The organism is Methylobacterium sp. EM32, assembly GCF_040593685.1.
Taxonomy (GTDB): Bacteria; Pseudomonadota; Alphaproteobacteria; order Rhizobiales; family Beijerinckiaceae; genus Methylobacterium.
In genome coordinates, this window is sequence record NZ_JBEXZS010000024.1 from 1 (window position 1) to 13,216 (window position 13,216).

General features: G+C 70.6%; 11 protein-coding genes. 8 read left to right on the top strand and 3 right to left on the bottom strand.

From position 1 onward, the window contains the following. The 3 genes from ABZT49_RS04010 to ABZT49_RS04020 form a co-directional block, all read left to right on the top strand. Positions 1-930, top strand: a 930-nt coding sequence (locus tag ABZT49_RS04010) for a P1 family peptidase (protein ID WP_355283343.1), incomplete at its 5' end; no start/stop codon positions are given. A 182-nt stretch (positions 931-1,112) separates the two neighbouring features. After that, on the top strand, positions 1,113-1,388 hold the full coding sequence (locus ABZT49_RS04015) for a hypothetical protein (protein WP_355283345.1): 276 nt from the start codon (positions 1,113-1,115) through the stop codon (positions 1,386-1,388). Further along, the gene (locus tag ABZT49_RS04020; protein ID WP_355283348.1) at positions 1,388-2,026 is read left to right on the top strand and encodes a Shedu anti-phage system protein SduA domain-containing protein; all 639 of its coding nucleotides are present in this window, start codon (positions 1,388-1,390) and stop codon (positions 2,024-2,026) included. The genes ABZT49_RS04015 and ABZT49_RS04020 overlap by 1 nt, the downstream gene beginning before the upstream one ends. A 109-nt stretch (positions 2,027-2,135) precedes the next feature. On the opposite strand, the gene ABZT49_RS04025 is transcribed toward ABZT49_RS04020, so the two are convergent. Then, positions 2,136-4,631, bottom strand: coding sequence for an esterase-like activity of phytase family protein (locus ABZT49_RS04025; protein ID WP_355283351.1), 2,496 nt, complete (start codon positions 4,629-4,631; stop codon positions 2,136-2,138). Between the two features lie 201 nt (positions 4,632-4,832). On the opposite strand from ABZT49_RS04025, the gene crcB reads away from it, so the two are divergent. The 4 genes from crcB to ABZT49_RS04045 all read left to right on the top strand — a co-directional run bounded on the left by crcB (position 4,833) and on the right by ABZT49_RS04045 (position 9,979). Beyond that, complete coding sequence (gene crcB / locus ABZT49_RS04030; protein WP_355283354.1) at positions 4,833-5,204, top strand: fluoride efflux transporter CrcB; 372 nt, start codon at positions 4,833-4,835, stop codon at positions 5,202-5,204. Positions 5,205-5,259: 55 nt separating this feature from the next. After that, positions 5,260-5,565, top strand: coding sequence for a SelT/SelW/SelH family protein (locus ABZT49_RS04035; protein ID WP_355283357.1), 306 nt, complete (start codon positions 5,260-5,262; stop codon positions 5,563-5,565). A gap of 57 nt (positions 5,566-5,622) precedes the next feature. Then, positions 5,623-8,139: a PAS domain S-box protein gene (locus ABZT49_RS04040; protein WP_355283360.1), complete on the top strand. Its 2,517-nt coding sequence runs from the start codon at positions 5,623-5,625 to the stop codon at positions 8,137-8,139. Positions 8,140-8,635: 496 nt separating this feature from the next. Then, entirely contained in the window at positions 8,636-9,979 is a 1,344-nt protein-coding gene (locus ABZT49_RS04045) for a CHASE3 domain-containing protein (RefSeq protein WP_355283363.1), read from the top strand. 69 nt (positions 9,980-10,048) lie between these two features. On the opposite strand, the gene ABZT49_RS04050 is transcribed toward ABZT49_RS04045, so the two are convergent. Then, positions 10,049-10,282, bottom strand: coding sequence for a GcrA family cell cycle regulator (locus ABZT49_RS04050; RefSeq protein ID WP_093568735.1), 234 nt, complete (start codon positions 10,280-10,282; stop codon positions 10,049-10,051). Between the two features lie 332 nt (positions 10,283-10,614). Between ABZT49_RS04050 and ABZT49_RS04055 the strand changes: the two genes are divergently transcribed. After that, complete coding sequence (locus ABZT49_RS04055) at positions 10,615-12,261, top strand: inorganic phosphate transporter (protein WP_355283366.1); 1,647 nt, start codon at positions 10,615-10,617, stop codon at positions 12,259-12,261. A 13-nt stretch (positions 12,262-12,274) separates the two neighbouring features. Here ABZT49_RS04055 and ABZT49_RS04060 read toward each other — a convergent pair whose 3' ends face one another. After that, a complete protein-coding gene (locus tag ABZT49_RS04060) occupies positions 12,275-12,943 on the bottom strand; it encodes a hypothetical protein (RefSeq protein WP_355283369.1) in 669 nt (222 codons plus the stop codon). Positions 12,944-13,216 lie beyond the last annotated feature (273 nt).

Consider the following 13,216-nt stretch of genomic DNA (forward strand, 5'->3'; position numbering starts at 1 on the left):
TCCGGCACCACCGCGATCGTCTTCGATGCGCCGACGGTCGCGGCGGTCGACATCCGCGGCGGCGGGCCGGGCACGCGGGAGACCGACCTGCTCGATCCGGAGCGCACGGTGACGGGGGTCGACGCCCTCGTGTTGTCCGGCGGCTCGGTCTTCGGGCTGGACGCCGCCGCCGGCGTCGTCGCCCGCCTCGCCGAGACCGGGCGCGGCTTCGCGGTCGGCGCGGCGCGGGTGCCGATCGTGCCGGCGGCGATCCTGTTCGACCTCCTCAACGGCGGCGACAAGGACTGGGGCCGTTACCCACCCTATCGCGACCTCGGCTACGCCGCGGCCGTCGCGGCGAGCGCCGGACCGGTGGCAATGGGCTCGGTCGGGGCCGGGCTCGGGGCGCGCACCGCCAACCTCAAGGGCGGCCTCGGCAGCGCCTCCGCCGCGGTCGAGGGCACGGGCGCCCGCGTCGCCGCCCTGGTGGCGGTGAACGCGCTCGGCCGGGTCACGGTCGGGGACGGCCCGCATTTCTGGGCCGGGCCGTTCGAGGAGGGGACCGAGTTCGGGGGCTTGGGGCCCGCGCCGAAAATCCCGCCCGACGCCTTCGCCTGGCCGATGAAGCCGATGCCGGGCGCCAACACGACGATCGCGGTGGTTGCCACCGACGCCCGCCTGACCAAGGCCGAGGCCCGCCGCCTCGCCGTGACGGCGCAGGACGGCCTCGCCCGGGCGATCGTGCCGGCCCACACCCCCCTCGACGGCGACCTCGTCTTCTCCGCCGCGACCGGCGCCGTGCCGCTCGCCGATCCGGTCGGGGATCTGGCACGCTTGGGCGACGCGGCGGCGCGGGTGCTGGCGCGGGCGGTGGCGTTGGGAGTCTATCACGCCAGCGCCTTGCCGGTGGCGGGGGCGCAAGGAGCGTGGCGGGACCGGTTCGGGGGATGAGGGAGGGATTGGCGGCGCTCGTCCACTCCGCGTCTCACAACTCCGACCCGCGGCCTTGACGAGGTACATTGACGGTCGCTCATGGTACGGGTGGGACAGTGTCACCGCTCCCACGGTATCTGGACGGCCGCGACCGGCCATCTTACCTTCGTGACGCAACTGTTCGCACGTGGAGAACCAGAGTGGCGGACGCTCGGATCACCTCTGAACACCAGCCGGAGCGGCGTGTTTCGATCAGCAATACCGCATCGAACATGTTGGCATCGCTGTTCCCGACGAATAAAGCGAAGGTTGATGCCGCCTTCGAGACGATCAAATCCGACATGGCCGATCCTGCCAAGGTGCAGAAACTCGTCGGCTTTGATGATGTCTATGTGGCACGCGGCCATGGCATCCGGGTCGTGTTCAAGCAGGACGGTGAGGACGCCTTGATCACCGCTGTTGCCGCCGAAGGCTGATGGCGAAGCCCTATTTCGACGATCACGTCTTCGACCTGTCTGCTGCAGAACAGGAACTCGCGGCGTTCAAGTCTCTTCTTGATACGAATACACGGCTGGCCGAGCGCAAGCAGGTGCTCGCCAATTTCGATACGTGGCCAAACCTGTGCGCGATGTTTGGCTTCTATCATGGTCGAATTCAGTTCGCCGATCGGATCAAGCGCGAATTTCGCATCAGCTCCTTCTTCCGGACCGATCTGACGGTCAGACGCTCGGGGACAGACAGCATCTGTGTTGTCGAGTTCGAAGGCGCTTCGAACAAGGACATCTTCGAGCCGAGCGACCGAGGCATCGACACATGGGCTCGACCCTTCGAGAAAGGATTCAGTCAGGTCGTCGATCGGGCGTGGGCACTCGATACCTACCGCACGAACCCCGATTTCATGGACGCATTCGGAAGTTCGCGACCGAACGTCGTCGGCGTGCTTGTGATCGGCCGCTCGACCAGCCTCCCAAGCAGGGTTGCGAAAGATCGCTGGGACTGGCGCCGTAACAAGGTCAATGTCGATGGGATGAAGGTGTCGCTGATTACGTTCGATGAACTCCATGAAGATTTCAACGTGATGCTGACCATGAAAAAAACGGGCTTGGCCCCGTAACTGGGGCCGGGCGGGCAGGAGGCGCAGCCATTCGGCAAAGCTGCGGCTCTGCAAGCTGTCCGTCACCTTCAAGGAACGGTGGGCACCCGCACCCAGATGCCCGCCCCCCTCAGAACTGATACCGCAGCCCCGCCGTGACCCCATGCGCCATCCCGGCCCTTGTGCCGATCGCCGCCTGGTAATCCACCCGCCAGCCGAGGTTCTCCGTCAGACTCCCCTGAAGGCCGAAGCCGGCGGTGACGAAGTCGGACTTCAGGAACTGGATCGCCGTGGTGACGGTCGCCAGCGGGTTCTGGACGCTGGCGAGGCGGAACAGGCCGGCGCTCTGCTGCGGCCCGAGGCCGAGATTATAGGCCACCCGCACCGACGGGATGATCCCGCCGAACCCCGTATAGGCGAGTTCGGCGCCGAAGCGGGCGGTGGTCTGGAGCACGGAGAGCCCGCCATAGGCCACGTTGTTGCCGGCCGCCCCCGTCTCGGTGAAGCAGCCGACCCGGGCCGAATAGTGGCTCAGGCCTGCGAACGGCATCAGCCGGAATGCGTCGCGGTCGAGGATCAGGCCGGCCTCGCCGTCGAGCGCCAGCGCCGAGCCGGAGGTCTTCGCCTCCGCGGTCAGCCCGTAGGCGGCCGGACGGCGGATGCCGGAGAAATCGACGATCGGCGCGCCGCCGACGATGCCCTGCGCGTAGAAGCTCGAGCCGTAATAGCCGCCATAGGCCGCGACGGTGAAGGCGCTCTGGTCCTGGCGAAAGCCCTGCGGCCGCGACAGCGAGCCGCCCCCGCCGACCGCGAGGCCGGCCCGCCACGGGCCGGCGAGCGGCAGGTCGATGCCGGCCGAGCCCTGCGCGATGGTGCGGTCGAGGCTGAGGCCGCCGTTGCGCGGCTGGTCGGCGAACACGAAGTCGCCCCCGACCCAGAGTGCCGGGCCCGACGTGCCCCAGGCGCCCCGGCTGGCGAGACCCGTGCTGCGGCGCAGCGCCGAGAGGTGGTCCTGCACGCTGCGGGTCGCCGAGGTCGCGACACCGATCGCGCCGGCCCCGAGGCCTTGCAGCACCGTCGGCGCCGTCGCCTTCATCACCGCGAGCGAGAGCGGGTCGACATAGGTCGGCAGGGTCAGCCGGTAGGCGAGCAGGATGTTGTCGTTGTTGATCCCGGCATCGTAGGGCTGGCCGTTGATGACGCCCTGGCGGGTCAGGAAGTCGTTGTCGTTGCCAACGAGCAGGAAGTAGTCGTTGGGCGCCCGCTCGCTCAAGACCGGCACGAGGCCCATCGCCTCGATCTTCTCCGGCAGCGTGGTCTGGCTCGCCGGGTTGGTGGAGAGATTCATCCCGAAGCGGTTGAGCTGCACCGGGTTGAGGATGTCGACGACCTCCGTGGTCTTCACCGGGGTGAGGCCGGCCCGCAAGCTGCCGTTCGGGGCGATCGGTGTCGTGCCGTCATAGGCGGTGCCGGCGATGTTGGTGGCGCCGGCCGTGTCGACGAGGAGCACGCTCTTGTAGACGATCGGCGTGGTATTGCCGGTGCCGAGCCCGTTCGAATCACGCGACAGGACCAGGAACTGGGTGTCGTTGAGCGCCAGCATCTCGCTCTGCGCGGCGGTGCGGTTCGGCGCCCCGCCATTGCCGTTCTGCTGGTAGACCGGCAGCGGGAGCACGTATTCGCGGCTCGGGGCCGAGGGGGTCGGGGTGCCGGAGACGTCGTAGTAGAGGATGCGGGTGTTCGACCGCTGCTGCTGGTTCGTTCCCGAATCCTGGAGCGTCGCGCTCTGCAGGATGGCGACGAGGCCGCGCCCGTCCGGCGTCAGCGCCAGCGCCTCGAGGCCCTGGTTGTTGCGCCGGCCCGTATCGGGCGGGGTGATCGAGTTGAAGTTGAGCTGGCCGTTCGTCACCGGCTGGAGCGCCGCCGGGATGCCGATCAGGCCCTGCAACTGGCCGCTGCGGTTGAAGTAGTAGATGTTCGGGCCGTACTCGTCGCTGACGTAGAACGAACCGTCGAGGCGCCGGGCCAAGCCCTCGGCGTCGAGGCTGATCCGCCCGGCGCTCGGGCCGGTGGCGGCCGAGGGCAGCACGGCGCCGAGTTGGGTCGTGGTGCCGGCCGCCGGATCGAGGCCGCTGAAACGCTGGCCCTTGGCGTCGGTGAGCACGATGCCGCCATCCGGCGTCAGGGTGATCTGGGCTTGCGAGCTCGTCGCCTGCGGCAGGGCGGCGGAACCGGTATAAGGCGTGAAGCTCAAGGAGAAGCGGTTGAGCCGGCCGGCATAGTCGCTGAACAGCCCGCCGTCGGGGTTGTTGTAGCCGCGGTCGGGCAGCGTGTAGAGCGTGCCCGTATAGGTTTCGCCGCTGTGCCGCCAAGTCGCGAGGTCGACGGCGAGCGAGGAGAACGAGCCGAGGGAATCGCCGAGGAAATCCCGGGTGGTAGCGGGCAGCCGGCCCACGCCCTGGAGGCCCTGATTGACGAGGGTGGTGCCGCCGGCATTCACCGAAACCGGCCCGTCGACGGGCTGCAGGTTCGGCACCCGCACCTGGACCGACTGTCCTTGCGCGAGGCCTGCGCCCGCGATCAGGCCGCCCGCCGCGAGCGCGGCGCGGATGGAGAAGGTGGTCACGATTCGCCCCCAAGCTGACTTTGCGGCAGCGATGGGGCGAGTCGGTGACAGTCACGTGACAGGGTGTGGCCGATCGGCACCGAATGGAACCCGGTGCGGTGCGCGGGCCACGGTTGCGCGCGGCTTCCGCCGCCGGCGGCCTCGCCCTGCGGACGAAGCCGTGGCAGAAGCCGCGCGCAACCCAACGGAGGCGGCCGACCCGTGAGCTACCTGGTGGTCTTTCTCGGCGCCGGCCTCGGCGGGGCGTTGCGCCACGGCGTCAACCTCTGGGCGGCACGGGCGGGCAGCGGCTTCCCGTTCGGCACGATGTTGATCAACATCGCTGGCTCGATCCTGATGGGAGCCCTCACCGGCTGGTTCGCCGCGAGGGGCGGCGGACCGCAGGCCCTGCGGCTGTTCCTCACCACCGGGGTCCTCGGCGGCTTCACCACCTTCTCGACCTTCTCGCTTGAGGCGTTCCTGCTCTGGGAGCGCGGCGCGCATGCGGCGGCGCTCACCTATGTCGGCGTCTCGGTGGCGGCCGGCATCGCGGGCGTCGCCGTGAGCCTCCTGGTGCTGCGCCAGCTCGCGTGAGCGGACGTCGCGCGGGTTGACAAGCGGGGGGATCGGAGGCGGAGTCTTCTCCAAGATGAGCGACACAGCCCCCCGTCCAGAGGCCGAGAAGCCCCGCATCGCCATCACCTACTGCACCCAGTGCAACTGGCTGCTGCGGGCCGGCTGGATGGCGCAGGAGCTGCTCTCCACGTTCCGCGACGATCTCGGCGAAGTCGCGCTGATCCCCGGAACCGGCGGCGCCTTCGCGATCTCCTGCGGCGACGCCCTGATCTGGGAGCGCAAGCGCGACGGGGGATTTCCCGACATCAAGACCCTCAAGCAGCGGGTGCGCGACCGGATCGAGCCCGGCCGCGACCTCGGCCACATCGACAGGGCCTGACGCCTTGACCCTACCGCGCCGCCCGCGCGCTACCAGGACCGTCATGAGGACCACGGCATGATCCGCCGCCGGCTCCACGCCCTGCGGCGGGACGGGCTGTCGACGCAGGTCTACCTCGTCGCCCTGGCGATCGCGCTGATCGGGCCGGGCCTCCTGTTCACCGCCGTGCTGCTCGGCCGCTACGCCTCCCTGGAGCGGGTCCGCTTCCAGCAGGATGCCCGCGAGAGCGTGCGCGGCATCGCGCTCAGCATCGACCGCGACATCGCCGGGCTGGTCTCGGTGCTGCAGACCCTCGCGGCCTCGCCGCGGCTGAAGCAAGAGGGCCTCGGTGGCTTCGAGACCCAGGCCCGGGCGGTGACCGAGACGACGGGCCTGCACCTCTCCCTGCGCCGGCGGGACGGGACCCAGCTCGTCAACACCGCCCTGCCCCCCGGCGCGCCGCTGCCGCAGGACCCGCATCCGGAGGATGCCGCGGTGCTGGCGACGAAGCGCCCGGTGATCGGCGGCGTCCGCGCCGGCGCGCCCGGGCGGCCGCCGACCTACGACGTCGCGGTGCCGGTGACGATCGAAGGGGTGCCGACCTACGTGCTCAGCGTCACGGTGCCGGTGGAGCGGCTGCGCCAGATCCTGGTCCAGGACCTCGCGCCGGGCTGGACCACCGGGATAATCGACCGCAAAGGCCTCCTGCTCGCCCGCTCGGAGGACCATGCCGGCCTCGCCGGCCAGCCGATGCAGGCCTCCTTGCGCGGCCACCCGACCGGCGCCGCCGACATCTGGGAGGGCGTCGACCGGCGCCGGCAGCCGGTGCTCTACGTCGAGACCGCCGCCAAGGCGGCGGGCTGGACCGTCGGCGCCAGCATCTCCCGGCAGCAGGTCGAGGCGCCGTTGCGCCACTGGATCGTGGCCTTCGGGGGGTTCGGGCTCCTGGCGCTCGCCGTGTCGTCGGTGCTCGCGGTGAAGCTGTGGGCGCGGGTCGCCGAGCCCCTGCGCCAGCTCGCGGCGGCCGGCGGGGCGCTCGCCGCCGGCCAGCCGGTGCCGCGGGTCTCGACGCCGATCCGCGAGATCCGCCAGCTCGCCGACACCCTGGCCGACGCCTCGCAGAGCTTGCGCCGGCGCATCGCCGAACGCGACCAGGCGCTCGAGCAGCAGAACCGCAGCCTCGCCGCGCTCCGCGAGAGCGAGGCGCGCTTCCGCCACATGGCCGATTCCGCCCCGGCCCTGATCTGGATGACCGACGACGTCGGCGAGGTCGTCTTCGTCAACCTCCACTACGACTACCTGTTCGGCCGCTCGACCGAGACGCTGACCGGGGGCCGCTGGCGCGAGATCATCCACCCGGACGACCTGCCCGGCTTCGAGGCGGCATTCGAGGGCGCCTTCGCGAAACGCATGCCATTCCGGCACGCGACCCGGGTGATCGACCGGCACGGGGCGACGCGCTGGATCCTGTGCGAGGGCGTCGCCCGCCTCGACGACCACGGCCGCTTCCTCGGCTATACCGGCTGCAACGTCGACATCACCGAGGCCAAGGACGCCGAGACGGCTTTGCGCGAGGGCGAGGAGCGCCTGCGGCTGGCCCTGGCCGCCGGGCGCCTCGGCACCTGGGAGATCGACCTCGCTTCGGGTCAGCACCGCCTCTCGGCCCGCTCGGCCGAGATTTTCGGAGCCGCCCCCCTCTCGCACGAGGCCTGGACCCGCACGGTACACCCTGAGGACCGCACCCGGATCGAGGCGGCGCTCGCCGACCTCCTCGCGGGCGAGGCCGAGTACCGCACCGAGTTCCGGATCCGGCCGGACGGGTCCTCGCTGCGCTGGGTCAGCGCCCAGGCGATCGTGCAGCGCGATGCGGGAGGCCGGGCGCGGCGGGTGATCGGCATCCACCAGGAGGTGACCGAGCGCAAGCGGGCCGAGGAGCACCTGCGCCTCTTGGTGCACGAGCTGAACCACCGGGTGAAGAACACGCTGGCCACTGTGCAGTCGATCGCGATGCAGAGCCTGCGCGGCCTCGACGGGCCGCAGGCGGCGCGCGCCAAGACCGCCTTCGAGGCGCGGCTGATCGCGCTCGCGCGCGTCCACGACGTGCTCACCCGCGAGAGCTGGGAAGGGGCGGAGCTGGCCGAGGTGGTCAAGGACGCGCTCGCCCCCCTCGACGGGCCGGGCGCGCCCTCGCGCTTCGCGGTCGACGGGCCGTCCTTGCGCCTACCGCCCCGCATCGCCCTCTCGATCGCCATGGCGCTGCACGAGCTCGCCACCAACGCGGTCAAGTACGGCGCCCTCTCGGTATCGGCGGGCCAAGTCGCGTTGTCGTGGACAGTCGCTGACGGATGCCTCTCTCTGCGCTGGCAGGAGCGCGGCGGGCCGCCGGTCGTCCCCCCGACCCGCACCGGCTTCGGCTCACGCCTAATCGAGCGCAGCCTCGCCCGCGAGCTCGACGGCACGGTGAGCCTGAGCTTTCCGCGCGAGGGCGTGGTCTGCACCATCGTGGCGCCGCTCGCCGAGCCGGGCGGGCTCCGGGAGGAGCCGCGGGCGGAGGGCGGCATGCCGGCCCGGCGCCGGGCGGCGGGACAGGCGTGAGGTCTGGGGCTGCCTGGGGCGAAGAAAGGCGCGGGCTTTTCCTCTCCCCGCGGGCGGGGAGAGGGCCGTGTCACCGTTCAGGTGACGCGGCGAGCGGAGGCGCAGCCGGAGCGAGGGTGAGGGGGTGTCTCCGGAGGAGCCTCATCCGGAGACACCCCCTCACCCTCGCCCTTCGGGCTTGCCGCGCCCCCTGAACGGGAGCACGGCCCTCTCCCCGCGAGAAGTCGGGCTTACCCGACTTCGTCTGTCGCTTGCAGATCCCGGGCAAGCCCGGGATCTGTCGGGGAGAGGAGGGATCGCGCCTTTCTTCTCGAACCAGTTCGCACGGGACGAGAGGGGGGGAAGAGAGAATGCACGCCACCTCTTTCCCCGGACAATCCCCCAGCAACCCCACGTCAGTCCGAAGTAGGCCGGCCGGTCGATGGCCGCCGGCGGGAATCGTCCCATATCGCCCGGAGCCGAGGGCCCGTCCGCGCCCGGCGCCGGACAGACCGACATGACCGCAGACCCGACGCCAAGCCTCCCGGCCCGTCGGCCGCTCCTCGCGCGGCTCGGTTCGTCGCGGCTCGGCCCCGTCCGGCTCGGCCCCTTGCGCGGCCGGGCTGGGCTCACCGTCGCGGGGGCGGCCCTGCTGCTGCTCGTCGGCTCCGCCAACGGGCTGCTGCTGGCCTGGCAGAGCAGCGTTCAGCACCGCATCACCCACACCCTGTCGGTCGACCGGACCCTGATGCAGGTACTGGCCGACCTCCTCGACAGCGAGACCGGGCAGCGCGGCTACCTCCTCACCGGCGATCCGGCCTTCCTGGTGCCCTACACCGCTGGGCAGGCCCGGATCGCCGCGGAGCTGCCGGTGCTGGAAGCGGAGCTGCGCAGCGTCGAGACTCAAGAAGAGCGACTGCGCGCCTTGCGCCCCGCCATTGCCCGCAAGTTCATCGAGCTCGACCGCACGCTCGCCCTCGACCGCGCCGGCGACCGCGACGGGGCGCTGGCCCTGGTGCGGGCCGGCGAGGGCAAGGCGGAGATGGACGAGATCCGCCGGATCATCGAGACGATGCGCGCCCAGGAAGACGACCTGCTGGTCGGCTACCAGAAGCACGCCCACCGGATCGAGACGATGGTCGGGATCGGCAGCGTCGTGTCGGTCGGCATCATGGCGCTGCTCGCGGTCATGGCCCTGCGCGAGGCGGCTCGGCGGGCCGCCCTGTCGCGCTTCCTGCCCGCCGAGCTGGCGCCGCTCCTGGAGCGCGGCGGCGGCATGGAGCGGGGCGGCGGACTGCGGCTCGGCGAGCGGCGGCACGCGGCCATCGCCTTCGTCGACATGCGCGGCTCCACCGCCATCGCCGAGCGGGCCGATCCCGAGACGGTGGCGATCCTGGTCACGGGCTTCCGCCGCTGCGTCGCTCAGGCCGCCCGCGAGACCGGCGGCGTGATCGACAAGTTCATGGGCGACGGCGCGCTCGTGGTGTTCGGCGTGCCGGAGGCGCGGGACGACGCGGCCGCCCAGGCCCTCGCCTTCGCGAGCCGGCTGGAGGCCCTGGTGGCCGAGTGGAACGCGGGATCGGGCGAGCCCCCGGTGCGGATCGGCATCGGGGTGCATTGCGGCGAGGTGTTCGTCGGCGTGGTCGGCGACGACGACCGGCTCGAATTCACCGTGCTCGGCGACGCAGTCAACGTCGCGGCCCGGCTCGAACAGGCGACCAAGACCTTCGGGACCACCACGCTCGTGTCGCAGGCCGCGCTCGATGCGGGCCGGGTCTCCGGGACGGAGTGGCACGAGGTCAGCCGCCAGCCCCTGCGCGGCCGGCAGGAGGCCTTCCCGATCTACGGTCGGGCCGCCTGAGACACTGCCTGAGAGAGGAGAAGGGCCGAAAACGGCGCGGGACGGGGTAGCGGTCCCGGCCGGGCTCTGCTATCGCAGCCGCCCCGGCCGGGTCGGCTCGAAGACGATCCGGCGGTGGAAGGCGCACCAGCTCTTGCCGTCCTGCACCGGCGCACCGCAGCAGACCGCACGATCGTTCGGTTCGCCGATGATGAACTTGCACACGAAGGCGCCCGACTGGGCGAACGGAACCCGGAGGCTCGGAGAGGGCTCCTCGACGGTGTCTGCGGTCACGATATGCGACATGCGCACGAGCTGGTTCATCGGGTACTGACTCGCTGGCCTTCCGTCACCCTCGACCAGAAGGGCGCCGGGCCGGTTCGTGGCGGGCAGGTCCGTCACCGGATTCTCCACCCCATGGGATCCGCATTCCTCGAGACCCGTGCGCACACGCGTCGCTAAGGGCAGCGGTGATCGTGTGAATTTGGGGTTGCGTCTCGCAGAACGCAAGCCCCCTAAGCATTTACGCGTGGTTTTCGACAGCCGCGAGGGTGTCCGTGCCGGCTCCGGCCCGGCCTCGCGGCGTCATCGACTTGCCATCCACGCGTCCTATCCTTGAGTGACCCCCGCCGCCGCGCGTTTGCCTCGAGGCCGCCATGTCCGACGCCGCCCTCGTCCCCGATCGCGCCGGCGCGGCGCATGGTCACGCCCGCTCCGGGCCGCGCCTCGACCATCGGCTGCATCCGGCGGCGACACTCGGGTTCCTCGCCGTGCTGGCCGCGGGCCTCGCCTATGGCGGCTACAACCTCGTCGCCGACATGCACCGGGCCGGCCAGCCGCCGCTCGCCATCGGGGCCTTCGCGCTGCTCGGCCTCGCCCTGGTGATCGCGCTGGCCTTCGAGTTCGTGAACGGCTTCCACGACACCGCCAACGCGGTGGCGACGGTGATCTACACCCATGCGATGCCGCCCGTCGTCGCGGTGGTCTGGTCGGGCGCGTTCAACTTCCTCGGCGTCATGGCCTCGACCGGCGCGGTGGCCTACAGCGTCGTGACGCTGCTGCCGGTGGAACTGATCCTCCAGGTCGGCTCGGGGGCGGGCTACGCGATGATCTTCGCGCTCCTGCTCGCCGCGATCGTGTGGAACCTCGGCACCTGGGCGCTCGGCCTGCCGAATTCCTCCTCGCACGCGCTGATCGGCTCGGTGATCGGGGTCGGCCTCGCCAACCAGCTAATGGCGCCCGACCACACCGCCTCCGGCGTCGCCTGGGGGCAGGCGCTGACCGTGCTCAAATCGTTGCTGTTCAGCCCCCTTGTCGGCTTCGTCTGCGCCGCAGGCCTGCTCCTCGCGCTCAAGCGCCTGGTGCGCCGGCCCGACCTCTACCGCGCGCCCGAGGGCGAGGCGCCGCCGCCGCTCTGGATCCGAGGCCTCCTGATCCTGACCTGCACCGGCGTGTCCTTTGCCCATGGCGGCAATGACGGCCAGAAGGGCATGGGGCTGATCATGCTGATCCTGATCGGCGCGGCGCCGACGGCCTACGCGCTCAACCGCACCATGCCGGATTCGAGCACGCCGGCCTTCGTGGAGGGGTCGCAAGCGGCGAGCCGGGTGTTTCGCGACCACGCCGCCTCCGCCGCAACGCCCGACGCCGCCGGGGCCCGAACCCGGATCGGGGAGGCCCTGAAGGCGCAGGCGCCGGCCAAAGCCCTCGCGGCGCCCGACAGCCTCGCGGCTTTGGCCGGTCTCGCGGACGACATCGCCACCGAGGTGAGGAATTACGGCGCCATCCGGCACGTGCCGGCGGCGGCGACGCAGAACCTGCGCAACGACATGTACCTCGCCGGCGACGCGGTGCGGCTCCTCACCGGCGAGCACTCGCCCTTCTCCGACAGCGAGAAGAGGACCCTCAAGGACTATCAGCGCACCCTCGACGACGGCACCCGCTACATCCCGACCTGGGTCAAGGTCGTGGTCGCCCTGGCACTCGGCCTCGGCACGATGGTGGGCTGGAAGCGGATCGTCGTCACGGTCGGCGAGCGCATCGGCAAGCAGCACCTGACCTACGCGCAAGGCGCGTCGGCGGAAGCGGTCGCCGCCGGCACGATCGGGCTCGCCGAGGCCTACGGGATGCCGGTCTCGACCACCCACATCCTGTCGAGCGGCGTCGCCGGCACGATGTGGGCCAACGGCACCGGCCTGCAGATGGCGACGGTGCGCAACCTGGCGCTCGCCTGGATCCTGACCCTGCCGGCGGCGATCACGCTGGCGGGCATGCTGTACTGGGGCTTGCGGCAGGTGTTCTGAGGGCGGAGTTCGATCAGGGTCGTGCGTGCCACACCGGCCTGAAGCGGTTGGACGCCTCGGCGAAGGCGTGAGTGCCCGGGCACATCGCGGCGACGATGCGCTGGAGGTCGCGATAGCGCTGCTCGAGCGGGAGATGGAAGATCGGCTCGTGATGGGCGATCCGGTTGCGCAAGGACAGCATCTCATCGCAGATCCCCCAGGCCGCCGGACGGTCGAGGACGCGATCGTGGGGAAAGACCTGCGTGAGGTTCCTCCGCCAGACGTGAGCGATGTCGTATCGCTTCGAGAGCTGCGACACCCAGAACCCTGCCGAGAGATCCGAGACGATGGCGGGCAGCGAGGCAGGCGCGATGCCTCGGATCCGTTCCTGCCGTTGCCTGGCCTGCGAGAGCCGCTCCTTGTCGGGACCGGTCAGTTGCCGCCCGAGACCGGTCGTGTCGTATGGCCAGGATTTGCCGTATCGATGGACCAGGAAATCGTTCAGCTTGTTCCGCAGGCAGATCTCCCAGGCCTGGAGGTAAATGTAGAGCTCCTTCGACAGCTGCGAGTTCCAGCTATAGAGCTTGAGTGCCCGAATGGTGTCGCGGCCGGTCGCGGTCAGGTAACGAGCGAATCGCGGCTGGCTCAACGAGCGGATGCATTGGTCTCGAAGGCGCAGGTCTGTCCAAAGCTCATCTTGCATGCAGCCCGGCCTCGCATTAAATCGAAGGTGTGAGCCTGGGGAACCGGTCACTGCGCCGTCGGTGCACACCCCCCCGGGACGAGCTTCGACCGACCGAACGGCGGGGGCGGATCCGCAAGGGTCCGCCCCTTGCTGTGCGTAACGCTTTCTCGCACACCGCCTGACGCTGCGGCAAGATCGAGAGAGAGAGGCCGCGCGACCTCGACGGACTGGCAACCGTCCCCACGTCGGTGTAACCGCCAAGGACGGGCGCCTTCCGGCCCGCGCCAGGGA

Bases quoted from the DNA above. Each gene is read 5' to 3' on its own strand.
- ABZT49_RS04035 (WP_355283357.1), top strand. From the start codon at position 5,260: ATGAGCGACACAGCCCCCCGTCCAGAGGCCGAGAAGCCCCGCATCGCC.
- ABZT49_RS04060 (WP_355283369.1), bottom strand. From the start codon at position 12,943: ATGCAAGATGAGCTTTGGACAGACCTGCGCCTTCGAGACCAATGCATC.
- ABZT49_RS04020 (WP_355283348.1), top strand. From the start codon at position 1,388: ATGGCGAAGCCCTATTTCGACGATCACGTCTTCGACCTGTCTGCTGCA.
- ABZT49_RS04050 (WP_093568735.1), bottom strand. From the start codon at position 10,282: ATGAACCAGCTCGTGCGCATGTCGCATATCGTGACCGCAGACACCGTC.
- ABZT49_RS04055 (WP_355283366.1), top strand. From the start codon at position 10,615: ATGTCCGACGCCGCCCTCGTCCCCGATCGCGCCGGCGCGGCGCATGGT.
- ABZT49_RS04045 (WP_355283363.1), top strand. From the start codon at position 8,636: ATGACCGCAGACCCGACGCCAAGCCTCCCGGCCCGTCGGCCGCTCCTC.
- ABZT49_RS04040 (WP_355283360.1), top strand. From the start codon at position 5,623: ATGATCCGCCGCCGGCTCCACGCCCTGCGGCGGGACGGGCTGTCGACG.